Annotated in this window: 24 protein-coding genes; 14 read left to right on the top strand and 10 right to left on the bottom strand. The window is 34.4% G+C overall.

All coding sequences use genetic code 11. The features are described 5' to 3' along the window. The 3 genes from BM253_RS06290 (at window position 1) to BM253_RS06300 (ending at window position 2035) form a co-directional block, all read left to right on the top strand. Complete coding sequence (locus tag BM253_RS06290; protein ID WP_091520904.1) at window positions 1–1014, top strand: toxin-antitoxin system YwqK family antitoxin; 1014 nt, start codon at window positions 1–3, stop codon at window positions 1012–1014. A 122-nt stretch (window positions 1015–1136) separates the two neighbouring features. After that, on the top strand, window positions 1137–1544 hold the full coding sequence (locus BM253_RS06295) for a hypothetical protein (protein ID WP_091520906.1): 408 nt from the start codon (window positions 1137–1139) through the stop codon (window positions 1542–1544). A gap of 110 nt (window positions 1545–1654) precedes the next feature. Further along, a complete protein-coding gene (locus BM253_RS06300; RefSeq protein ID WP_091520909.1) occupies window positions 1655–2035 on the top strand; it encodes a hypothetical protein in 381 nt (126 codons plus the stop codon). A gap of 18 nt (window positions 2036–2053) precedes the next feature. On the opposite strand, the gene BM253_RS06305 is transcribed toward BM253_RS06300, so the two are convergent. The 5 genes from BM253_RS06305 to BM253_RS06330 form a co-directional block, all read right to left on the bottom strand. Beyond that, window positions 2054–3577: a bifunctional GNAT family N-acetyltransferase/carbon-nitrogen hydrolase family protein gene (locus BM253_RS06305; protein WP_091520913.1), complete on the bottom strand. Its 1524-nt coding sequence runs from the start codon at window positions 3575–3577 to the stop codon at window positions 2054–2056. Window positions 3578–3634: 57 nt separating this feature from the next. Further along, a complete protein-coding gene (locus BM253_RS06310) occupies window positions 3635–4093 on the bottom strand; it encodes a hypothetical protein (RefSeq protein ID WP_091520916.1) in 459 nt (152 codons plus the stop codon). Between the two features lies 1 nt (window position 4094). Beyond that, window positions 4095–4442, bottom strand: a complete 348-nt coding sequence (locus tag BM253_RS06315) for a hypothetical protein (protein ID WP_091520920.1) — start codon at window positions 4440–4442, stop codon at window positions 4095–4097. A 503-nt stretch (window positions 4443–4945) separates the two neighbouring features. Continuing rightward, window positions 4946–5404, bottom strand: a complete 459-nt coding sequence (locus BM253_RS06325; RefSeq protein WP_143095598.1) for a hypothetical protein — start codon at window positions 5402–5404, stop codon at window positions 4946–4948. Between the two features lies 1 nt (window position 5405). Further along, entirely contained in the window at window positions 5406–6068 is a 663-nt protein-coding gene (locus BM253_RS06330) for a helix-turn-helix domain-containing protein (protein ID WP_091521100.1), read from the bottom strand. Between the two features lie 91 nt (window positions 6069–6159). On the opposite strand from BM253_RS06330, the gene BM253_RS06335 reads away from it, so the two are divergent. The 6 genes from BM253_RS06335 (at window position 6160) to BM253_RS06360 (ending at window position 15816) form a co-directional block, all read left to right on the top strand. Then, entirely contained in the window at window positions 6160–6549 is a 390-nt protein-coding gene (locus BM253_RS06335; protein WP_091520929.1) for a type III secretion system chaperone family protein, read from the top strand. A gap of 12 nt (window positions 6550–6561) precedes the next feature. Further along, the gene (locus BM253_RS06340; protein ID WP_091520932.1) at window positions 6562–7254 is read left to right on the top strand and encodes a PspA/IM30 family protein; all 693 of its coding nucleotides are present in this window, start codon (window positions 6562–6564) and stop codon (window positions 7252–7254) included. A gap of 191 nt (window positions 7255–7445) precedes the next feature. Then, window positions 7446–7637, top strand: coding sequence for a DUF4177 domain-containing protein (locus BM253_RS06345; protein ID WP_091520934.1), 192 nt, complete (start codon window positions 7446–7448; stop codon window positions 7635–7637). Between the two features lie 180 nt (window positions 7638–7817). Next, on the top strand, window positions 7818–8474 hold the full coding sequence (locus BM253_RS06350) for an OB-fold-containig protein (RefSeq protein ID WP_091520937.1): 657 nt from the start codon (window positions 7818–7820) through the stop codon (window positions 8472–8474). A 13-nt stretch (window positions 8475–8487) separates the two neighbouring features. Next, window positions 8488–10608 (top strand): flotillin family protein, encoded by a 2121-nt coding sequence (locus tag BM253_RS06355; RefSeq protein ID WP_091520940.1) that lies wholly within the window; start codon window positions 8488–8490, stop codon window positions 10606–10608. Between the two features lie 372 nt (window positions 10609–10980). Beyond that, the gene (locus BM253_RS06360; RefSeq protein ID WP_091520943.1) at window positions 10981–15816 is read left to right on the top strand and encodes a DNA repair ATPase; all 4836 of its coding nucleotides are present in this window, start codon (window positions 10981–10983) and stop codon (window positions 15814–15816) included. 37 nt (window positions 15817–15853) lie between these two features. On the opposite strand, the gene BM253_RS06365 is transcribed toward BM253_RS06360, so the two are convergent. Together BM253_RS06365 and BM253_RS06370 are read right to left on the bottom strand one after the other, a co-directional pair. Continuing rightward, a complete protein-coding gene (locus BM253_RS06365) occupies window positions 15854–16378 on the bottom strand; it encodes a DUF6896 domain-containing protein (RefSeq protein ID WP_091520947.1) in 525 nt (174 codons plus the stop codon). A 93-nt stretch (window positions 16379–16471) separates the two neighbouring features. Then, entirely contained in the window at window positions 16472–17206 is a 735-nt protein-coding gene (locus BM253_RS06370; RefSeq protein WP_091520950.1) for an ATP-grasp domain-containing protein, read from the bottom strand. Window positions 17207–17395: 189 nt separating this feature from the next. On the opposite strand from BM253_RS06370, the gene BM253_RS06375 reads away from it, so the two are divergent. Next, window positions 17396–17719, top strand: a complete 324-nt coding sequence (locus BM253_RS06375) for a single-stranded DNA-binding protein (protein ID WP_091520954.1) — start codon at window positions 17396–17398, stop codon at window positions 17717–17719. Between the two features lie 50 nt (window positions 17720–17769). Here the strand turns inward: BM253_RS06375 and BM253_RS06380 are convergent, their stop codons facing one another. After that, complete coding sequence (locus BM253_RS06380; RefSeq protein ID WP_091520958.1) at window positions 17770–18672, bottom strand: histone deacetylase family protein; 903 nt, start codon at window positions 18670–18672, stop codon at window positions 17770–17772. A 37-nt stretch (window positions 18673–18709) separates the two neighbouring features. Between BM253_RS06380 and BM253_RS06385 the strand changes: the two genes are divergently transcribed. Further along, entirely contained in the window at window positions 18710–19708 is a 999-nt protein-coding gene (locus BM253_RS06385) for a hypothetical protein (RefSeq protein ID WP_143095599.1), read from the top strand. 15 nt (window positions 19709–19723) lie between these two features. Here the strand turns inward: BM253_RS06385 and BM253_RS06390 are convergent, their stop codons facing one another. Together BM253_RS06390 and BM253_RS06395 are read right to left on the bottom strand one after the other, a co-directional pair. After that, window positions 19724–20350 carry a CatA-like O-acetyltransferase gene (locus BM253_RS06390; RefSeq protein WP_091520967.1) on the bottom strand — a complete coding sequence of 209 codons (627 nt, stop codon included), beginning with the start codon at window positions 20348–20350 and terminating at the stop codon, window positions 19724–19726. Continuing rightward, window positions 20347–21042 carry an HAD family hydrolase gene (locus BM253_RS06395; RefSeq protein WP_091520969.1) on the bottom strand — a complete coding sequence of 232 codons (696 nt, stop codon included), beginning with the start codon at window positions 21040–21042 and terminating at the stop codon, window positions 20347–20349. Before BM253_RS06395 ends, BM253_RS06390 begins: the two co-directional genes overlap by 4 nt. A 121-nt stretch (window positions 21043–21163) precedes the next feature. Between BM253_RS06395 and BM253_RS06400 the strand changes: the two genes are divergently transcribed. The 3 genes from BM253_RS06400 to BM253_RS06410 all read left to right on the top strand — a co-directional run bounded on the left by BM253_RS06400 (window position 21164) and on the right by BM253_RS06410 (window position 23416). Continuing rightward, the gene (locus tag BM253_RS06400) at window positions 21164–21352 is read left to right on the top strand and encodes a hypothetical protein (RefSeq protein ID WP_091520972.1); all 189 of its coding nucleotides are present in this window, start codon (window positions 21164–21166) and stop codon (window positions 21350–21352) included. After that, window positions 21349–21906, top strand: coding sequence for a hypothetical protein (locus BM253_RS06405; protein WP_091520975.1), 558 nt, complete (start codon window positions 21349–21351; stop codon window positions 21904–21906). The genes BM253_RS06400 and BM253_RS06405 overlap by 4 nt, the downstream gene beginning before the upstream one ends. An 82-nt stretch (window positions 21907–21988) precedes the next feature. Then, window positions 21989–23416, top strand: a complete 1428-nt coding sequence (locus tag BM253_RS06410) for an amino acid permease (protein ID WP_091520978.1) — start codon at window positions 21989–21991, stop codon at window positions 23414–23416. Window positions 23417–23928: the final 512 nt, after the last annotated feature.

Here is a 23928-nt window from a genome sequence, read left to right on the forward strand (position 1 = left end):
ATGAAAAAGTTACTCATTTTAACAGTAATACTCTTTACCAGCATTTTTGCTTTAGGGCAAAATCAAACAGAGGCAATTAAAATAGCACCAGAGACCAATAATGAAAAAACGGGAAATACCTATATTACCTACAAAAACGGTAAAATCAAAGAATCGGGTAAATATGACCAAAACGGTAAACAAACCGGCGAATGGAAGTTTTATACCCAAAGTGGAGATTTAGAAAGTATCGGACAATACGCAAACGGTGAAAAACACGGTGAATGGAATGATTATTACTCGAATGGAAAACTCTTGCGAACCGGTAACTATCAGAATGGAAAGCAAATAGGTGAATGGAAAACCTACCATGTAAACGGGCAATTGGCTTCGGTTGTAAAATATACCAATGGAAAACAAATAGGCAAAACAGAATTATACAACTTACAAGGCAAAAACACCACCCAAAAAGCGTTAGACAATGAAATAAAATACCTAATGAAAGTCGAGTTTAAAAAATTCTATACCTCGCTCCAGCAAAAGAACTTTGATCAAGCCGTAAATTTTGTATCGGAAGATTACCTTGAAGCCACTCGGTTTTCAAAAGAGCAAATGAAAAATATGCTTCAAAGCAATTTTGATAATTGGGAAATCCTTCCAGATTTAAAAGTTGTGTTGAAAGAAATTGAAACAACAAAACCAAAAAAAATCATCAAGCAAGGAAATAAAACTTTTGGAGTTTTAGAAGCCATAATGAATTTTGAAATGACCGTAACCGGAAATTACAGTAAAAAAGAAATCGCAAGCACTGTTGGTTTAATCGAAACCATAGGAAAAGATCGTTACAAAATGGGTGAAATGTTGCAAAAAGAAGGTGTAACTGTAATTTATATAAAGGATAAAAGATTGGTTGCTGCCATTTACGATTATTCAACACAAAAAGTACGTTTTGCAATGGCAGAAATGGGCTTGAAATATAGTTTTCAACAATTTCTACCAAAAGAAATTATTGAAGAAATGAAAAATCAATTATAACTATAAGAATATCAACTTTTAGTTAAAAAATCATTTGTTAATAATTCACTATATTATTAATTAAAAATTTGTAAGTTTCAAAAAAAAAATTATATTTGATATAAATAATTAAAATATTGTATATGAAAAAATTAGTGTTATCAGCATTATTCGCATCAACTATGTTAGTAGTATCTTGTGACAAAAAGAAAGGTGTTGAAGAAACAACAACTACAGAAACAGAAACAACTGTAGATCCTGCAACAGAAACGCAGACAACAACTACCACCACAGAAACTACTTTAGAAGTACCTAAATTTAGTTCTCCGGAAGCACAAAAAATGGCAGAAGAATATACTGCTTATGTAAAAGAATCAATGGAAGCAGCAAAATCTGGAGATGCTGCAAAAATTCAAGAATTACAAGCGAAAGCTGCTGAGTGGACTAAAAAACAAACAGAATTAGCTGCAAAATTAACACCGGAAGATGTTAAGTTATGGCAAGAATACGCTATGAAATTGGCTCAGCAACAACAAGCTCCAATTAAATAGTAAAACAAATTTTTCTAAATTTTAAGACACAGTGTTTGCTGTGTCTTTTTTTTTGCAATTGTATTTTGTTTTTTACTACATTTATAAATCAAATAGTAAAATTAATTAATATGAAAAAGATAGTTTATCCCATGTTATTGTCGGCAGTATTGTTGACAGCATGTAAAAAAGAAGAAAACAAAATTCAGGAACCAATGACCGATCCGCCGGTTGAAAATTCTAACGAAGTACAACAGAATACGGTAGAAGATGTTGTTGCTGTTCCAAAGTTTCAGTACGCCGAAGCAGATCAGTTTGCGCAAGAATACAGCAAGTTTGTTAACGATTTTAAAACAGCTACAGCAAATAACGATTCTGAAGCTTTAAAAACGTTAGGTCCTAAATTAAACGAATACCAAAAAAGAGGTGTTGAATTGGCTAAACGCGTTCCGCAAGACGAAGCGGTTGCTTTTCAAGATTTCTTAAACAGATTAGAATCTTACATTAAATAAAAATAGAGCCTTATGGCTCTATTTTAGTTTTCTCAATTTATACAAATCCAAGCGTCGGTCTTTTTTAATACGCACACTTCCCAATTCGTGCAATTCTTTTAAAGCATTTAATTCTACATCAACAATCAAGGTCATTTCGGTATTTGGTGTAGCTTCTGCCTTTACGCCATTGTTAGGAAAAGCAAAATCAGACGGCGTAAAAACCGCCGCCTGTCCGTACTGAATATCCATGTTGTTTACTTTTGGTAAATTTCCTACGCAACCGGTAATTGCCACATAACATTCGTTTTCAATAGCGCGCGCCTGTGCACAACTACGTACACGGGTGTATCCGTTTTGGGTATCGGTTAAATAAGGTACAAACAAAATTTCCATTCCGTCTTCGCTCATAATACGCGATAATTCGGGAAACTCCACATCATAACAAATAATAATTCCGATTTTTCCACAATCGGTATCAAACGTCTGTATCACATCGCCGCCCTGCATTCCCCAATACAAACGTTCGTTAGGTGTAATATGTATTTTTCGATACATTTCAGACGATCCATCTCGTTTGCATAAAAAACCAACGTTATATAGCACATTATCTTCTAAATAGGGCATGCTGCCGGTAATGATATTGATGTTGTACTGAATAGCTAATTCCTGAAAACGCTTGTGAATGGTATCGGTATATTTTGATAATTCACGAATTGCTTCAGATTCTGACAAATGATTGTAATCTGCCATTAACGGAGCAACAAACAATTCGGGAAAGGTTGCAAAATCGCTTTCGTAGCCTGAAACGGCATCGATAAAAAATTCTGCCTGATCAAAAAATTCCTCTAAATTATTCAGTGGACGCATTTGCCATTGGATCAAACCTAAACGAACCACACTTTTCTTGGCGTTGATTAAAACAGGCGATTTATCGTACGAAATATTGTTCCATTCCAATAAAACGGCGTAGTCACGAGAATCGCGATCGCCTTCTAAATAATTGCGCAGTAATCTTTTTATATGAAAATCGTTGTTAACCTGAAATGAAATGACCGGATCATGGATTTCTTTGGTTTTAACCCGATCTAAATATTGTTTGGGCGTGAGTTCTTTGGAGTAATTGTGATAATTTGGAATTCGGCCGGCAAAAATTATCGACTTTAAATTCAGTTGTTCACACAATTCTTTTCGTACATCATACAAACGGCGACCTAAGCGCAAACCACGGTAATTCGGGTGGATGAATATATCGATCCCATACAACACATCGCCATCGGGGTTATGCGCGTTGAATTTACTGTCGGTAACAATATCGTTGTATTTGTGGTTTGATAGTGCCAAACTTTCATCTACAATCAACGACAAAGCTGCGCCAACAACCACATCGTCAACCACAATAACAATTTGTCCTTCGGGAAAAACTTTCAATAATCGACGGATTTCTTCTTTTTTCCAATACGGATCTTCCACACCTTCTTCGTACGCTTGAAGCATGGAATTTTTTAATTCTATATAATCTTCAATTTCTAAATTGCGGAGTTCTACTTTATTAATCTGCATTCTTTCTCGTGAATTTTTCCCTTAAATTATGAAAAAAGTATGAGTAAGTTCTTAAAATTATCGAAAATTTGGTCGGGCGGTAAAGGGAGAAAAGGACCATGGAACCGAAACAAAAAGAATAAAAAGTATGATTAGATATCTAACAAACAGATAATTAAAAGCGGTATCTGTGCCGATTTTGTCTTTGGTTTTATCAGTAAAAACATTTAAAGGCAATACGCCCAAAATCATCATAAATGGGTGTTCTAATCCAAAAAAGCGTATTTCTCGCCATTTTACTGCTTGGCTAACTTGCGACCAAAAAGCTTTAACCATTGGGCTTTGTGTAAGTAGTAAAATTCCGACTAAAAACTGTAGGTTGAAAACGTTTTTTATCACTTTAAAAAGTTGATAATCTTTGATCGTGTAAATAGCTTTTTTCGATTTTTTCAGGAAGATGAAAATCAAACCGAATAATAGAAATACTAAGGCAATCCAGCGCAGATAAGAATGAATTTTTAACAGATATCCGTACATTTTAATTCTTTTTTACTAAAACAAACCAGTCGTTTTCTATAGGCATGTAACCTTGATCGTACACAAAATAATAAGTTGCGTTAGACTTTGTGACATATATGGAAGTGAATAGTGAAAAATCGAAACCTAAATCGAGCAGTCTTTTACGATTGATTTTTGCTTTACCTTCAGGATTGTTTTCTGATAAAATACGGTAATTTTTACGCAACGCGTAATTAACCGTTCGCATTAAATTGGTGGTGTCTTTGTTTAATTTGTTGTTGTAGGTATTGCGACAGGCATCGTTACAGAATTTTTTATCTTCACGACCAATGATTTTTTCGCCACATTCTAAACAATTTTTGCCCATATTTTCTTTTAAAGATACAAAATTACTGTTTAATATTTTGTGTTTTAATGAAGTAAAAAATAACTGGAACTTTAATACAAAAAAGTATCAAAATAAATAAGTAGGGTGTTTGCGAAGATTTATATGTAATGGTTTCGTACAAAATGATACCGAAAATTATCAAAATACTCAATGCGAAAATGGAAACGGTTTTACGCATCACATGCATAATTGCTTCTTTATTATTTTTTGTAATTTCTTGTCCAAAATTTAAAGGGATATTTCTCCATTTCAAAAAATACAGTCCAAGTATAAGAAAAGTATTAATAAATCCTAGGATATATAAATGAGAAGTGTTGCCAAAACTATCGGCTGTACCTTGAATATTAAAATGTGTTGGAAGATTTTGATCCGGATTTTGATTTACTCTCCAAATAATACACCAAAATGTAATCAATCCAAGTAAAACAATACTGTCGATTATTTTTTCAAAAAGGCTATATTTTCTTCGGTGCTTTTGCATTCTACTTCAAAAGCTTTAAGCGTTGTTGCAATTCATCTCGAACTTCCATATAATTTTTGTAATACAAGCTAGAAAAAACGGCAATTGCTTTTTTGTCTTGAATCAAATAACAATATTCGTGGTATTGCGCTCGCTGTCTAAATTCACGAATGGCAAAACCATCAATATCAGTGTTTTTAAAAGTTTTTTTAGTGCCAAAGCCCAACAGTTGTTTTATTTCAATGGTGTCGTTAGTTATTTTTATTGTTGCCATGCGCAGGTTCATTTCAATAAAAAAGCCCCAAATAATTACAAACAAACTTACCAAACCGCACACAACCAAAAATACTGTTAAGCCCCAATGCCAGTTATCTTGAAACATGCGTAAAAACTTGTTGACAATAAAGGCAGTTAAAACCGGAAAACTTAAAATTAGTAAGCTGTAAAAGTAGGCGGTGTTACTTAATTTTGACTGAACCATTTTATAATTTTTTTTCAAATTTAGCGTATAATTTCCAAAAGCTTTGCAGGTTTTCGGTATTAAAATCTTCCGATTTCCATTCGTTCAGCTTCAAATTTATCGTTGTTTTGTTTTGATTATACGTTCCAATAAAAATTTCGGTATTCGTTAAAAACATTCCGAAATGATTATCTAACATGTGTAAGGTATCAATTTGAACTTGTTCAAAAAACAGAATGGTGTATTCGGGAATATCCACATTTGCCGGTGCGGCAATTTCGTGTGTAAGCTCCAAAGCAATAAACTTGTGCGAGCTGTACATTGGAAAAGCAATAAGATCTAATTTCTGAACATCAAAAGTTCCTTCTTTAATATGATGAATAGCTTCGCGTGAAATAAACGGAATGTTTGCAAAGTTTTTTTGTAATTTTTTCTGACCTTCCTCGTTAAAATAGTCGTTAAAGTTTAAAATCTCGTTAACCGACAGTTGTTTTGTCAAAAGATGTTCTAATGGTATGCTAAAATAATTAGCAATTTTTATAATGCTTTCTAATTTGGGTTCCGCACGTAGTTCTTCGTACGACGAAATATTACCTCTCGTAAGGTTGAATATATCGGCAAAAGCCTGTTGGCTTAAGTTTTTTACATTTCGAAGCTTCTTTATATTGTAACCAATTTTACTCATTTTGAAAAAAAATAAAAATTTTGCTAAATTTATTTGCAAAAAGTATTATCTTTATGCAAAAGATATGTGCAAGATACAAAATTAATTTACAATGCATTTTTTAAACGTCGAAAAATATATTTTGGATACAGGATACAGTATCAAATATAAAAGCAAAGAAGAAGGGATTTTTTTGATAGAAAATCTGGCAGACGGAGTTCAGAATTTAATCGTTGGTGTTGCCGCGCCCGTTTTAATATTTGAACAATACCTGTTTACGTTACAAGCCGATAATATGCAGGTGTTCAAGGCTTTGTTAATGAAAAACAGAGATATAATTCACGGTGCTTTTGCACTTACCGAAGATGGTTCGAAAGTTATTTTTAGATATACGCTGCAAATTCACAATTTAGATTTTAACGAATTTGATGCCGCATTAAACTCGCTGAGTTTGTTGTTAAGCGAATATTCCGAACAGTTAATACAGTTTTCAAAGAATTAAAAAATAAAAGATATGAATATTTTTAAAAGAATTTTTAGAATTGGTCAGGCAGAAATTCATGCCGTAGTCGATAAAATGGAAGATCCCATTAAAATGACGGAACAAGGAATCCGTGAAATGAAAGAAGATTTAGATCAGGCAATGGAAGCGTACGCCAAAGTAAAAGCATTGGCAATTCGCACCCATAACGCTGCCGATAAAAAACGCGAAGATGCTGCCGATTTTGAAAACAAAGCGGTGTTGTTGCTTCAAAAACTTCAAAAACAGGAGTTGGAAGTTGATCAGGCTGAACGTTTGGCAAAAGAAGCATTGCATTTAAAGAAGCAGAATTTGTTGGAAGCCGAAGAATTAAGCTCGCAAGCAAATATTCACGACGAATCTTCGAACGAAGTTCATAAGAATATCGAGGTGTTAAAGTACAACATCAACAAATGGGAAACCGAATTAGCAACCATTAAAGCTCGGGTTCGTGTGGCAAACGCAACTAAAGTGGTGAATAAACAACTGGCAAAAATGGATTCAAACAGCACCATAAGTATGTTGGAACGCATGAAAGAAAAGGTGGAAGAAGATGAAGCGCTGGCTAAAGCTTATGGCGAAATGGCAAAACAAACACCAAATGTTTCAGATGAAATAGATCAGGCGTTGAACGAAAATTCATCAGATGCCGATTTAGATGCATTGAAGAAACAATTAGGAATGTAATAAAGTCTTAAAGTCAAAGGTTGAAAAGTCGAAAGAACCGTCAGTTCGAGCGGAGTTGAGAACCAAAAGTTTGTCATTCCGACGCAGGAGGAATCTCTAATTTTTCTTAGTTCAATCGATAGCTGTCATTTCGAGCGGAGTCGAGAAATCTAAAACAATATTAATTCAAGAAATAATTAAAACACCATTATATGAAACGATTTGAATATAAAACAATAGAAATTAAACCAAAAGGTACCTGGACCTGGAAATTCGATATTGTTGAAATTGATAAAATTTTAAACGATATGGGCAGTCAAGGCTGGGAATTAGTAACAACCGAAAGTCGTGATATGAGCGGAACAGCTTATGGTTTTCACTACACTTTTAAACGCGAAATATAAAAGTAATGACTGTTACTAACTTTATAACATGATATTTAGATCCGTCACTTCGAGTAGCGTAACGAAATGAAGCGTATCGAGAAGTCTTTGAATGATAGGTTCTCGACAGGCTCGAACTGACGAAAATTTAATTATATTACTGTTTGCAAGAACTAATAACTAAAAACAAATAACTATACTATGGCAGAACTTTTAAACCTATTATTCTATCCGCTTTCAAACGGAATTATGACGGTTCTTACCGGAATGTCTTTGCTGTATTGGGTTTTTATGTTTTTTTCGGGCGATGGAATAGATACCGATGCCGAATTTCACATGGGCGATGTTTCCGATGGCGATGTAAATACCGATGCTGACGGCGAGGTTTCCTTCGGATCAAAAGTGTTAGAATTTATCAACATAGGCAAAATGCCGTTAATGGTCATTGTAACCTTGTTTAAGTTCATCGGCTGGATTCTTACCTTATTGTCATCCATCTTTTTAGGTTTGGCGAATTGGGGCATCAAATCAGTGTTAATACTGCTTCCGGTGTTTGTAATCACCTTCGTAATCATGCATTATGTAACAAAACCATTAGTAAAAATGTACAAAAATTTAGGCTATAACGGCGAAGAATCAATCGATTTTTTAGGCAGAACCGGTACGTTGAAATCAACCATAGAAAACAACAAAATAGGCATTTTAGAAGTAACCATTCAAAAAGATGTATTTCGGTTAAATGTAAAAAGTCAAACAGGAAACCGCATAGAATACGGCGCAGAAGTAATGATTATTAAAGCCGTAGAAAACAATATTTACGAAGTACAACCAAACATAACCTTACATAATATAAACTAACTAAATTAAATCAATGAACAAACTATTATTAATCGATGGGCTTTCGGGCGTATCAGGAATCATACTTTTAGCATTAGGCATAATTGTATTTTTAATTATTTCGTTTTTTGTAGTACTAAGCATGTTCTACAAAAAAATTCCGCAGGGCAAGGCAATTGTGCGTACTGGTGTGGGCGGATCTAAAGTGGCATTCAACAAAGGAATGTACGTAATTCCGGTTTTTCATAAAATGGAAATCATGGATATTTCGGTAAAGAAAATCGAAATTGCCCGTATGCAGCATGACGGGTTGATTTGTCGCGATAATATTCGTGCCGATATCAAAGTAGCGTTTTTCGTTCGCGTAAACAAGTCGGTAGACGATGTGATCAATGTAGCGCAAAATTTAGGATGTGACCGTGCAAGTGATCCGGAAACATTGAAAAGTATTTTTGAATCGAAGTTTTCCGAAGCATTGAAAACCGTTGGTAAAAAATTCGATTTTATTGAATTATACGAAGCACGTCGTGAGTTTCGTGATGAAATATTGAACATTATCGGAACAGATTTAAATGGATATATTTTAGACGATTGTGCAATTGATTATTTGGAACAAACCGAATTACGTTTTTTAAGTGCCGATAATATTTTAGATTCTGAAGGAATTAAAAAGATTACCGAATTAACGGCAAAACAGAATATGAGTGCCAATTTAATTCGTCGCGAAGAAGAAAAAGTAATAAAAAAGCAAAACGTGGAAGCGCGTGAAGCAATTTTAGAATTAGATCGACAATTAGCTGAAAAGGAAGAGCGTCAAAAACGTGAAATCGATAATATTAAAGCACGCGAAGAAGCTGAAATTACTAAAGTTCGTGAAGAAGAACGTCTAAAATCGCAAACCGTTCGTATTGCAACCGAAGAACAATTGGCTGTTCAGGAAGAAAACAAACTGCGTCAGATCATCATTGCAGAAAAGAATAAAATTCGTACCGATGCAGTTGAAACCGAGCGTGTAGAAAAAGACCGCGCGTTAGAGCAAACCGAAAGAGAGCGTATCGTTACCCTGGCACAGATTGATAAAGAACGATCGATCGAAACCGAGAAAAAATCGATTCAAAACGTCATTAAAGAACGTGTTCAGTTAGAAAAAGGCGTTGTAGAAGAGCAGCAAAATGTTCGTGATGTTGAGGTATTCCGTGAAGTAGAACGTAAAAAACAAGCAGGTGTAATTGCAGCATCTCAAGAAGCAGAAGAGCGTTTAATTGCAACGGTAAAAGCTGCCGAAGCTTCAAAAATTGCAGCAGAACAAGAAAAAGAGAAAAAAGTAATCGATGCCGAAGCAGAAAAATTAGTTGCAGAACGTAAAGCACAAGAAGTATTGATTGATGCCGAAGCGAAGAAAGAAGCTGCAGCAAAAGAAGCAGAAGCTCGTAAAATTATTGCCGAAGCACAAGCGAAAGAAGAAGCTGCCATTGGATTATCTGAAGCAGAAGTAATGATTGCAAAAGCAGAAGCAGAAGAAATTCAAGGAACAAAAACCGCAGCGGTTATCGAAATTAAAGCAGAAGCTATGCGTAAAGAAGGTTTGGCACAAGCCGAAGTTGTTCGTGAAAAAGCAATGGCAGAAGCTAAAGGTATCGAAGAAAAAGCCGAAGCTATGAAAAAACTAGACGGCGTTGGTAAAGAGCACGAGGAGTTTAAACTACAATTACAAAAAGAGAAAGAAGTAGAACTGGCACATATCAACATTCAAAAAGATATCGCTTCTGCACAGGCTGAAGTATTGTCTGAAGCATTGAAAACCGCTAAAATCGATATCGTTGGTGGTGAAACTATGTTCTTTGAAAACATTGTTCGCCAAGTTTCCAACTCAAAAGGTTTCGATCATTTAATCAACAATTCGCAACATGCTTTAGACATTAAAGAATCGTTGATGGGTCCAGACGGAAAAGGAGATTTAGCGGAGAAAATCCGTGGCTTGGCAGACAAATACGGCATTTCATCGAACGATATTAAAAATCTAACCGTTTCGGCAGCTTTAATTAAACTACAACAAGCAGCAAGCGGTCAAAACAACGAAGAAGACGCAGGTTTTATTAATTCGTTATTCGGTTTGGCTAAAAACCTGGGAATATCAAACAAAAAATTAATTTAATCTTAAATGATTATCAGGAAGATTATACTAAATAAGTTTTTTCAGGTTCGCGTCAGTTCGAGCTTGTCGAGAACTTAAGAAATTTAAACTTCTCGATACGCTTCACTATGTTGCGCTACTCGAAGTGACGATTTGCTTAGTATGAATTTGATCAAATAGTTTAGTTGTCATTCCGGCGTAGGAGGACACGAGCGATAATGAACTGGCGGAGCAATCTTTAGAGTCAATAGTTTAAGATTCTTCACTACATTTCATTTCGTTCAGAATGACACAAGATTTATCATAAAAATAAACACACACTTTTGCCTAAACTTGCCTTTTAAAACCAAAGAAAGGCAAGTTTAATTTCACTAACGCATTAATTTAAAATCAATGCAAGAAGAAAAAGTTACAACACCACAATCAACCATAGATTCCGGCGCATACGAGATTATTCGCAAGCGTTTGCATACACAGAAAGAAGAGTTGCTGGCAAGGTTAAGATCTTTAAACATCGCCCGCAAAGAAGTTTTCAATTCTACCAGTTTTGTGTTAAAGGCAAATCAGCGGATCGATACCGAAAATACCTGTACAGCGCGCGGAATTGTTGCCATAGACAATCTTTGCATTTTTGGTTACAACGTGCATTTTGGTTTGCGTACCGAAATTAAACTGGGCGATGTTTTCAGCATTTATCTGTTCGAAAATAATCAGTTTGTACCGCAAACGTTAGATTTAATCAACGATACCAACTTTGTAACCGATTATCAGAATCTGTATAAATATTACCGCGATTCTATTTTTGCGAAATTCCGCAGAACAGAAAATTACTTGTACATGATTTTTCAGACCAGTAAAAATGTCGATGATTTAAAGGCTTTTAAATGGTTGATAAAAGACGGCAAGCTGATTTATCAGGACGATCGCAGTATTCACGATGTAAAACAGCCTACGCAGTTTGAATTTCAATGGATTAAAACCAATTTAGACGACCGCCGTTTAGGTAAGTTTCCGCATATTTCTATTTTAGATAAGGTTTTTATTGAAGCATTGCACGGCGATATTACCTTTAAAATTGAAGACAATACCGATACAGGCAAAGGAATTTACAGTGAAAAAGTCACCAATTTAGACCAGCAGTTAGACGATGCCGAATATTACTATGCTGATTTAGGAAATTTAATTGCCATACGCATAAAACCGTATCAAGAAGATTTTCGTGCCTACGTGTTCAACGTAAAAACAAAAGAAGTAATCAACCTTCCGTCGTTAAACCAATCGGCGATTTTGTTGCCCGATAATCAGGGAATCATTTTTTCGAACGGATATTATCTGCAAAACGGCACCCACAAAGTGTTCGATTCGCATTTGGAAAATGTGCAGTTTTTACGAAAAATAGCATCGCCCAACGGAGAAGATTTTCTGTACATTTTTAATCAGCGCGAAACGAATACGTTCATTTTAATGTCGTACAACATCATTCAGCAGGCAGTAGAAACGCCTATTGTTTGCAACGGTTTCACCATTTTTAAAGACGGCAGTTTAATTTATTTTAGAACCGAAGCCGAAGCAACGCGTCACCATCAGGTACAAATTTGGGAAACGCCCTACATGGCTGTTTTAAAAGAGAACGAAGCCCGTAAAGAAGATCCGTTATACAAAGTGGGCAACAAGCAGATTGTGCAGGCAATGGCAGAAACTCAAGAGGTTATTCAATTGGCAACCAAAGAAGATTCGTACGAAGGTTTGTATGAGGAAATTCTGAAGAAAACCACCACGTTGCTTGATTCGTATTTTTGGATTAACGATGCTGCGTTGAAAGATTTAGGAACGCCGTTAAGTCAGATAAAAGATGTTGCCAACACCGCAATCGACGAATTTGTAAAAGTTCAGGCACAACGCAAACATGCCGAAGAATTATACCAGCAATCCGATAAACATTTAGAGGAACTGATTTTTAAAATCAACAGTACCACCGTTGAAACCTTGGATCAGTTGGTGAATTTGTTGGCATCTGCACGAAAATTACAGGGCGAATTTATCAGTTTAAAAGCCGTTCGTTATGTTTCAACAGAAAATGTAGATCAGTTAATTGACCGATTGAATACCATTACCGTTGATTTATCAAACCAAACCGTTGCTTTTCTTTTAAAAGATGAAGCTTTGATTCCTTACGAACAGAAAGTTGAAGCTCAAAAAGAAAAAGTCGCAGCTATTGATAAGGTTTTTGATGCCAAAGCGGTAGAAGAAACCAATACCGAAATTTCTACCGAATTAGAAGTTTTAATTGATATTTTAAACGGTTTAAAGATCGATGATGCTACGCAAACCACAAAAATTGTCGAGAAAATATCGCTGATTTTTAGTTCGTTGAACGAATTGCGTGCGCAGTTAACTCGTAAAATAAATTCGTTACGAAATCAGGAAGCCGGAGCCGAATTCGCTGCACAGCTGACCTTGTTGGAACAAACGGTTACTAATTATTTGGAACTTTCAACATCGGCAGAAAAAACCGATGAATATTATACCAAAATTGTTGTTCAGTTAGAAGAACTGGAAAGTAAGTTTTCTGATATCGATGATTTTGTACTGAAAATTGCCGACAAGCGCGATGAGGTAATTAAGGCATTCAATACCAAGCGTGAACAGATTGTAGCGCAGGTTAACAAACGAACCGATTCGCTGGAACAGATTGGTTTGCGTGTTCTGAAAAACATCGAAAATAAATCGTTGACGCTTGCAACAAAAGAGGATATTTTAAGCTTTTTTGCTTCGGATTTAATGATTGATAAGGTTCGACAATTGGTTGCCGAATTAAAAACGTTAAACGATGTATCAAAAGCAGAAAATCTTGAAAATCTTTTAAAGAAAACGCAAGAAGATGCGCAACGAATTTTACGCGATAAAACCGAACTGTATGTTGACGGGCAAAATATTATTGCGCTGGGTAAACACAAGTTTTCGGTTAATAACCAATCGTTAAGTTTAACGCTGGTTAACCGTAACAACGAACTTTTTTACCATTTAACAGGGACTAGTTTTTATCAAAAAGTTCAAAATACCGATTTAGCAAACTATCAGGATATTTGGAATCAGGAACTGATTTCGGAAAACAATACGGTTTATCGAGCGGAATACCTGGCGTTCAAAGCGTTTAAAGCGGCAACTTATAACGATTTTGATGCAGCGGTATTTATCAACCAAACGGTAGAGCAAAATTATTCCGAAGGATATATAAAAGGCGTTCATAATACCGATGCGCTTGTTATTTACGAAGCCTTGCAAAGTATCGACAAAAAACTAGGCGTGTTGCGTTACAATGTATCCACACGGTCGGTTGCGCAGTTGTTCTGGCATCATTTATCAAAGAACGATCAGCAGAAGTTGTTCACGTTAATTCAATCCACACATTCGGTTTTAAAAGCGTTTCCAAGCACACAGCGTTATCAGTCGGTGATCGATCAAATCGAAAATCATTTTCAGCAGTGGCATACAACGGTAGATCAAACTTTGACTGATAAAACCAGCGTGGCGCATTATATTTTTGGTTCGTTCAGTACCTATAAAAAGTTTGCGATTAGTGAATTCAGCGATCATTTAAAGCAGGAATTTTTACGAATTGTTCAGGAAAAAAGATCGTTGGCAGATTTTCAGGCCGATGTTCAAAACGAACAATTTTCGTTAACCGATCGTTATTTCTTGATATTAAACTGGTTGAATGCTTTTATTGATGAGCATGCCGATTTGGAAATCTATCGAAAATACATCGATGAAACCGCAGTTGTTTTATTGTTTTCAAAAGATGAATATCAGCTTGTTTTTGGTAAAGATTCGGTTGAAATCAATGAACTAAAAGGAAATCATTCCATATTGGAAAACGGCAGTTTTACGTTGGATTATTACGCTTTTATAAACAAACTGACCGATTTTACAAACAACAAAGTTCCGCGTTTTGAAGCGTTCATCAATTTAAAAAACCAGTTGAGCAAATCGTACGAAAACGCATTAAAAATAAACGAATTAGAGCCAAAAGTATTAACAACGTTCGTTCGAAACAAACTAATCAACGAAGTGTATTTTCCGTTAATTGGTAACAATCTGGCAAAACAATTGGGCACCGCAGGCGACAGCAAACGCACGGCACGTATGGGAATGCTGCTGTTAATTTCGCCGCCGGGTTATGGTAAAACCACGTTAATGGAATATCTGGCAAAAACCATGGGGCTGCATTTTGTAAAAGTAAACGGACCAACCATTGGGCATTCCATCACGTCAATTGATCCTGTGGAAGCCAAAACATCGGGCGAACGCGAAGAGTTGAAAAAGATTAATTTGTCGTTTGAAATGGCAGATAACGTAATGCTGTATTTAGACGATATTCAGCATTTAAGTCCGGAATTTTTACAGAAATTCATTTCATTGGCAGACGGTCAGCGAAAAATTGATGGAATTTTCGACGGCGAAAGTAAAACCTACGATTTGCGCGGAAAACGTTTCTGTATTGTAATGGCGGGAAATCCGTACACCGAAAGCGGATCTAAATTTCAGATTCCCGATATGTTGGCAAACCGTGCCGATGTGTATAATCTGGGCGATGTTATTGGCGATACGGCGCATTTGTTTAATTTAAGTTTGATTGAAAATGCGGCGATTGAAAATGTGTATTTAGAGAAAATTGCCAGTAGATCATTTCAGGATTTTTATGCGTTGATCGATTTTATTTCGCAAGGAACTGAACAATTGCCCGACTTGGAAGGAAATTACACCAAGCAGGAAATCGACGATTGCATTACCGTTTTACAGCATATCATCAAGATTCGCGATGTGGTGATTAAAGTGAACCAGCAGTACATTCAAAGTGCGGCAATGCAGGATGCCTACCGAACCGAACCAGCTTTTAAAATGCAGGGATCGTACCGAAACATGAGTAAACTGGTTGCACAGGTTGTGCCCATGATGAACGAAAAGGAAATTAACGATTTGTTGCTTACGCATTACGAAAGCGAATCGCAAACGCTGACTGCCGATACAGAAAGCAATTTACTGAAGTTAAAGGAACTTGCCGGATTAATTACGGTTGACGAGAAAGTTCGTTGGGAAGAAATCAAGGAACTGTTTCGTAAAAATAATAAACACGGCGGTTTGGCTAAAGACGATAAAGTGTTTGCCGAAATGCTGAATTTAAACGAAAACCTGGAAGGAATTATTAAGGTTATTAAAGAAAAATAAAGGAAGTCATTTGACTTCCTTTTGGTTTTTATAATATCTATTTGTATCCCAAAAGTTTTTTCCACCAAGTCTGCGACTTTTTTTGAGAGTTGTTATTGTTTTTCCTTGGTGCTTCATTAATTATTTCAGTAGTTAACGTATCTTTAAAAAAATAAAGCGTTGTAGAATTTTCTAATTTCGGTTTTGCTATAATTCCATTTTCTATAATTTCATTAAATTCTCTTTCTATTTTTTCTTTGTTGTTATAATCAGGGTATTTGTTACGTTGGTTTTGAATAAAATTTGTTAATCTCCATAAGTCAAAGCCGTCATGTCTAGGTTCAGGAAAATATGCAAAATCAAAGTCCACAATTTTGTCTTTGAAATGAGCAGCTAATCCAATTCCGTGAAAGGCATAAAAATAAAGTCCTTCATCAACTAATTTACCTGTTTGTTCATATATACCGCTATGCCAACCTTCTAAAATATCATTGACATTGTATTTGTTCTTAAAAATTAAAACAGCCTTATCAGCTCCAGTTTGATAATCTTTAATTATGTCTAAAAGAGTTATGTTTATCATAAAATTTTAATTAAAAATTTCTAACAATAGCACAAGTGTCAAACTTTTGCTTAAGACAAGTTCTTTATCAATCCAAGAGTAAAAGGGTACTTTTTAGAAATTTAAGTAATCAGTTGTGTTTGTTAATTGCGACCATCTTGCCGATAAGAATTTAGCGTAGTTTTGTGAGGATATTCCATAGCTTCCTAAGGAATGTCCATCATTTACTTCTACTAAAACAGTTTTATTATCGTCAGTAATTCCAAAATCTAATGCAAATGAATTCGGTTGTGTTTTAAAGTCAGATATTGCATTTTTAACGATTTCTAAATTAATAGCCTTATTCCAATCCCCTTTATATCTTCTAATGTCAAGAATTTCTTTGTAACGAATGAAACAGCGGAATTCAGCATTAAAATTTATGATTTCAGAGCAAAGTACTTTTGTTGGACTATTTTCATCTATTAAACCAATAAAATCTAGTTCATTTTTAAATACCTTTCCAGTAAATTTTTTAGTTTCTATATCTGGTTTTATAAAAATATTAAACTTTTGTTCTGCTAAAACTGTTTCCAATGTTGATTTCCAAATTCTTCTTCCTAAGTATTTCTGAAGTTCAATTGGATAATCAATTTCATTTTGATTTCTGGTAATACCCAAAATTTCTAATCTTTTCCTTACGTTTCCAATTCCACCAACAATAACATTTTCTGGATTTTTATCATTTATTTCCTCAATTCTATAAAATTTTTCGGTTTCGAAACCAAAATGCTTAAAACCTTCGTTTGCAATAAATGCATTTACGTTATAAAATTCTCCGGATTTATCTGTTTGAATGTAAGCTTTCAATTTAGTAGATATGTTTAAGTATTACAGCTAATTTTTTCAAATATACAAAAGTTTTTAACTGTTAAAACAACGCTGTATTCGACAACAAACGTTTACAATCGACTATAAATGATTAACAACCGAATAAAATTTGTAAGCTGTTGCAACTTTGTACCAGATAATTATTTAATCATTTAAAATTTAAACGCCATGAGTACATTAAGAAACAGTGTTCGTCTTGTAGGAAGAGTAGGTAACACACCGGAAACAAAAACTTTTGACAACGGTACAAAAGTAACTTTATCGTTAGCAACCAGCGATTTTTATTACAACGATAAAAAAGAAAAAATAGAAACCACCCAATGGCATAATATTGTAGCATGGGGCAAAACTGCAGAGCTTATTCAGAAATACGTAGAAAAAGGTAAGGAAATTGCTGTTGAAGGTAAATTAACCTACCGTACCTACGAAGACAAAGAAGGTGTAAAGCGCAGCATTACCGAAATTGTCATCAACGAAGTGCTGTTCTTTTAACCACCTAAACAGATGCACAGTTATTTAATTTGTGCATCTGTTTTTAAATTTTAATAAAATAAATCTTTAGCAACTTTAAACGTATTTACATGTGCTTGTAATATGGTTGACAAATTAGGCGAATAACCGCCGCCCATACTGCATTGTACGGGAATGTTATACTTTTTTGCTAATGAAAAAACGTGTTCATCGCGTTGTTTACAACCGTTAATGGTGCAATTTAGTTTACCTAATTTATCGGTTGCCAAAATATCAACACCCGCCTGATAAAAAATAAAATTGGGTTGTTCTTTTACAATGATTTTTTCTAAATGGTCTTGTAAAATAGTTAGATAAATCTCGTCGGTAGTTCCATCTTCTAAATCAATATCTATGTTTGATTGTTCTTTTTTAAACGGATAATTGCTTTTTCCGTGCATAGAAAAAGTAAAAACATTCGGATTGTTTTTAAAAATTTCGGCAGTTCCGTTTCCTTGATGCACATCTAAATCAACAATTAAAATTTTAGAAGCTTTGTTGTGTTTCAATAAATAAGCTGCCGCAACAGCCTGATCGTTCAACATACAAAAACCCTCGCCATGACCAGAAAAAGCATGATGCGTGCCCCCGGCAATGTTAAAAGCTACTTTTTGGGTAAAAGCATTTAAAGCTCCGTCAATGGTACCTTGAACCAAAGTAAGTTCCCGGTCAATTAATTGTTGGCAATGCACAAAACCTGTTTTTCGACGCTCTTTATCGGTTAACTGCAATTGCGTGTAGCGGTTTACATAATCGGGGTTGTGTGCCAAATAAATATCTTGTAAAGAAGCTTGTGCGGGTTTAAAAAAACAATCTTCTGTAACAATACCTTCTAACAACAGCTGTTTGGGCAACAACTGGTATTTTTCCATAGGAAACCGATGGCTTTCAGGAACAGGATGATTGTATATAGAATGATACGCTATGGAGAACATTTTTTATGTAAATTTCGGTACTAAAATAAAACAAACAATGAAATTATTTAAAGCAATAGGTGTTTTAATATTTATAATTACATCTAATACGAGCGGAATTTGCCAAAGCAGGATTTTTTACGATGGTTTGGAACCTAGTGAGAATTATTTTGACATTTTAGATTCTACATTAAAACATAATCAGAAAACGAAAGAAAAATTATTTGATGGTTTGGCAGACAGATATAAAGTTCGAATGTTGGTACAACCGTCGTTTGATGTAAAATATATTTTTCAAATAGATGAAATTCTTAAGGATTATCAATTAGAAAAATATGTAGTACGTTTTCACAAATTAAATTCACGAATACATACTTTAGAAGATTACGATAAAGTTAAAGTTAAGAAATATGAAGCTTCTATGAATGAAGATGATATTGAATTATTAACAGATGTTTTTGCCGTGGTTGTAGATAAGACAAGGTATGAGAAAAGTAACATGGATATTTATGATGGAACAAAATATTTGTTAGGTGTTTGGGATTATTACGGTTGGAGAAGTGGAAACGTAAATTCACCGAGAGATCCAGAAATAAAAAGCCTTATTGATGTTGTTGAAAATTTAATAAAACAAACCCAATCAAAACGAAATGTAAAAATTTCTGAAGCCGATAGAAAAATACTTGATCAAATTATTAGTAATTCTCAAAGACAATCTACTTCTGCCGATTATGAACTTGTAAGTAGAATTATTAAAGTTATTGAAGATAATGAAAGTAAATATTGCTCTAAAATATCAGAAGATAATGCGGTATATGTAGAAAAGTCGCTTAATAATATAAAAAATACAGCAGCTAAAAATTTAGCATATAATCAATTTAATAAAAAAGATTTAAAAAATCTTATAGAATTCGTTTTGGAAGAGTTTGTATCCTTTAATACCTTTTCGGAAGAAGATAAACGTGAAATTATTCTTTCAGAATCAGATATTATATTAGAAAATGAAGAAAATATTAAAAACAACATTTTTCAACTTATCTTAAAGGAGTTTGATTAATATCAATACAACAAATTACTCATTCAAAATATTCTGAAACAAATCAAAAAAGCGACCCATATCAATACCGTCAACCAAACCGTGATGTGCAAATAAGGCAACATTAAAAAACTTTCTATTGTTTTTATCAATCATTTTACCAATAGAAACTTTAGGCGAACTGTCGGGATATTTAAATCCACGCGCATGCGTCAACGAAGTGAAATTCACCCACGGAACCGCCGAAAAATGAATAATGTTATCGCCGTAATCGTCTTTTGTAAGTAACGTGTCGGTTTGTTGTACGCGCGCAATTTCCTGTTTTACGGCTTCTTCAAAAATAGCATAATCGTTATGGTAGATAATATGCGAAAACCCAAACGTTTCGTTTTCTTTTAAAACTGTCGATGAAGCATCGATACGATCGTGTTGAAAAACCTTTCCGTTATCAATTCGCAACTTAAAAGCCGGTAATTCATTTATGGTTTTCAACGTAGCATACAAATAGTAGATAAAAAACGACGTTTTTAATTCCTTGGTTTTTTTGTAGGCTTGGGTTACATCCATTTCAACAGTTAAGCCGTAAAAAGGTTCGTCCATTGCCGAGAAAAATTCAAAATGACTTTTGCGTTTCCAGATATCTAAATTAATTTCGGTTTTCATAAATTCAATAAATCTATAAGTTCACTTGCTTTTTCAACAGCGTAAAAATGGTTGTGCACAATTTCATGGTCAATACGTTCGTGTGCCCAAGTGGTGTGGAAAGGCACATGCACGGCGGTTGCACCAATGTTTAAAACCGGCAAAACATCAGACTTTAACGAATTTCCGATCATTAAAAAGTTCTCAGGTTCAATTTCTAAACGTTTCAAAAGCTTTTCGTAATCTAATTCTTCCTTTTCAACCATTACTTCGATATGATGAAAATAAGCGCCCAAACCCGATAAATGCAACTTGCGGTGTTGGTCTTTTAAATCGCCTTTTGTAGCCACGACCAATTTGTATTTTCCGTGTAACTGCTGTAAGGTTTCTTCAATTCCATCTAACAAAACAACAGGTTTGGCTAATAGATCTTTACCAATTTCAATGATTTTTTCCATTACTTTGGTCGATACCGTGTGGTTCGAAACCTCGTAAGCCGTTTGTACCATCGACAAAACGTATCCTTTAATGCCGTAACCATACAACTGCAAATTATCAATCTGCGTTTTAAACAATGCCTGCGCCAAACTTTGTTTAGATAAATAATCGCTCATTAAAGCACAAAATTTTTCTTCGGCTTCGTCAAAATAAGGTTCGTTAATAAACAGCGTATCATCTGCATCAAAAGCAATTACTTGAATGTTTTCAATCATTGGGTGAAAGTTTCCTCAAAGATAAAACCTAAATAAATTTCTATCCTTCAAAATTGGTGTTTTTGTTAAAAAAAATCGACCAATAATTAAATTTTGTACATTTAATAGAAAAAGAGAAACTATGAAAAATGTAATTAAACAAGAAATGCAGCAGCTAAATTACGAAGATATAGCTGCTTTGGTAACCACAGGTGCAGCGGCAGGTATTGCCGTAACAAAAATTACAGGGCATTCAAAATCATTGGGTGCGGCTGTTGGCGTTGGCTTAAGTATGTTGTTTTACGGATTATTGAAAAAATACGGAAAGTGAAAAAATTAGTGTTGTTGTTTGTTGTTGCTATTATAACTGGGTCTTGTTGTCAATACGATGATATAATATCTGTTGAAAAAACTAATAATGTCACGGTTTTAATTGTTGATGATTTAACCAATAATTTTGAAGGCGGAAAGGTTTATCATTACAATGAACACTATCCAACGTATAATCTAAAGGTTGAAAATGTTCCGCCGGCTGATGTTGGATATATTAAAGTTCATTATACCGAAGGAAATCAGTTGGTTTATCATGCAACGCAGGTTTTTATGGGTAGTGGCGAAATAATTGTTCCAAACCCGATAACACCACCACAAGATTTCGATCGAGTTTTAACCGAAGATTTTATTGCGTTACCAAATAATGCTGTGGAATTAACAAATGCGCCATCTCCAGTCGGTAAAGCTCAAGAAAAATGGGCGCAAATTCAAAATTTGAAAGTTGTGCGTTACGCTTTGCAAAACAACAATGGTAAAGTGCATTATTTCAAGCAGGTTTTTGATACCGGTTTGGTAGAAAACGCCAAATGGGTTTTTATTATAAAATATTAAGGTTGCCAAGTGCAACCTTTTTTATTGATTTTCTAAAATAAACTTTTATTTTAGCAGTTAAAACAAACTAAAACTTTCAACTTTGGAACAAACAACAACAGACAACACCTTAAAGCGCGGGTTGTCTAACCGCCATATTCAGCTAATTGCGTTGGGTGGTGCTATTGGTACCGGCTTATTTTTAGGAATTGGACCGGCAGCCGTTTTAGCAGGACCATCGGTTATTTTTGGATATGCCTTTGCAGGAATCATCGCTTTTTTTATTATGCGTCAGTTGGGAGAAATGGTGGTAGAAGAACCTGTTTCGGGATCTTTTTCGCATTTTGCCTATAAATATTGGGGTTCTTTTGCGGGTTATGCTTCGGGTTGGAACTATTGGATTTTGTACATACTGGTTTCCATGTCTGAATTAACCGCTATTGGAATTTACGTACAATATTGGTGGCCCGAAATTCCTTTGTGGTCATCAAGTACCTTTTTCTTTTTGGCAATTACGGCATTGAATTTAGGTTCTGTGAAAATGTTTGGCGAAGCCGAGTTTTGGTTTTCTATTATTAAAGTTGTTGCTATTGTTGCAATGATTGTTTTTGGTACGTATTTATTGATTTCGGGAACGGGCGGCGAACAGGCAAGTATATCAAATCTGACAAATAATGGCGGATTTTTTCCTAAAGGATGGTTCGAAAAAACAGAAAGCGGATATCAGGGATTATTGTCGGTTATGGCAATCATCATGTTTTCATTCGGAGGTTTGGAACTGATAGGAATTACAGCTGCCGAAGCCGAAAATCCGGAGAAAAACATTCCAAAAGCAACCAATCAGGTTATTTATAGAATTTTGATTTTCTATGTTGGAGCCTTAATCATCCTTTTTTCGCTTTCGCCTTGGGAAACCATCACCACAAAAACAAGTCCGTTTGTTACCGTTTTCGATAATTTAAAAGGAATGCATTTTAACTTTTTCGGAACCGATGTTTCGGCAACAAACTTAATTGCAAATGCTTTAAATTTAATTGTTTTAACAGCAGCGTTATCGGTTTATAACTCATCGGTTTACAGCAACAGCCGTATGTTGTTTGGTTTGGCAGAACAAGGTAATGCACCGAAATTCCTATTAAAGTTGAACAAGAGTTTTGTGCCAACGCGTGCCATTATCGTATCAAGCTGTTTTGCTGCTATTTGTATTTTAATCAATAAATTTGTGCCAGAACAAGCATTTGAGATATTAATGTCGCTTGTGGTTTCTTGTTTAATCATCAACTGGGTAATGATCTCTTTTACGCATCTAAAATTCCGCAAGTTTAAAGATCAGGCAAATATCAAAACGAAGTTCCCATCTATAATATATCCTGTTTCAAATTACATCTGTATTGTGTTTTTACTGGCAATTTTAGCAATTATGACTATTACGGGTATGCATGTTTCGGTAATTTTAATTCCGGTTTGGTTAATTATTCTGTTTATAACGTATCAAATTGTTCAAAAGAACAAACAGCAGAAAACTGTTTAGAAGTTAATTATGAAAGCACGTATAGATAAAACTATTCCTTTATTCAGTATTGTTTATGGAGCGTTTTTTACTTTACTATTTTTGTTTTCTTATAATTTAAACCAAAAAGTAATTTTCAATATTTTGGCTTTTTTTAGGTATTTTAATCGTGACTTTTAGTCTATGGAAAATAGAAACTTTTATAATTATTGATGATAAACTTATAAAATCAAATTTCTTGGGTTTGTATAAGAAAACGATCAATTTGAAGGATTCATTTACTTATAATAAGAAGATCGTAAACACAAATCATTTTAAAAACCCTCTGAATATTATTAAATGGTTTTCAAACGATAACAAGTATTTTATATTTAGAAAAGTCAGTATTGCAACACAAAATGGTCGGAAGATTATTATTGATGAAAGATCAATCAAAAAAGAAGACTTTAATATTCTTTACAAAACAATTAAAAGCTATAAAAAACATCAATCTTAATATAGCTTAACAATTGTTGCCAAAGTATTTTGTAATT

Origin of the sequence: Paenimyroides ummariense (assembly GCF_900115115.1) — a bacterium.
In the GTDB taxonomy this organism is placed as follows: domain Bacteria; phylum Bacteroidota; class Bacteroidia; order Flavobacteriales; family Flavobacteriaceae; genus Flavobacterium; species Flavobacterium ummariense.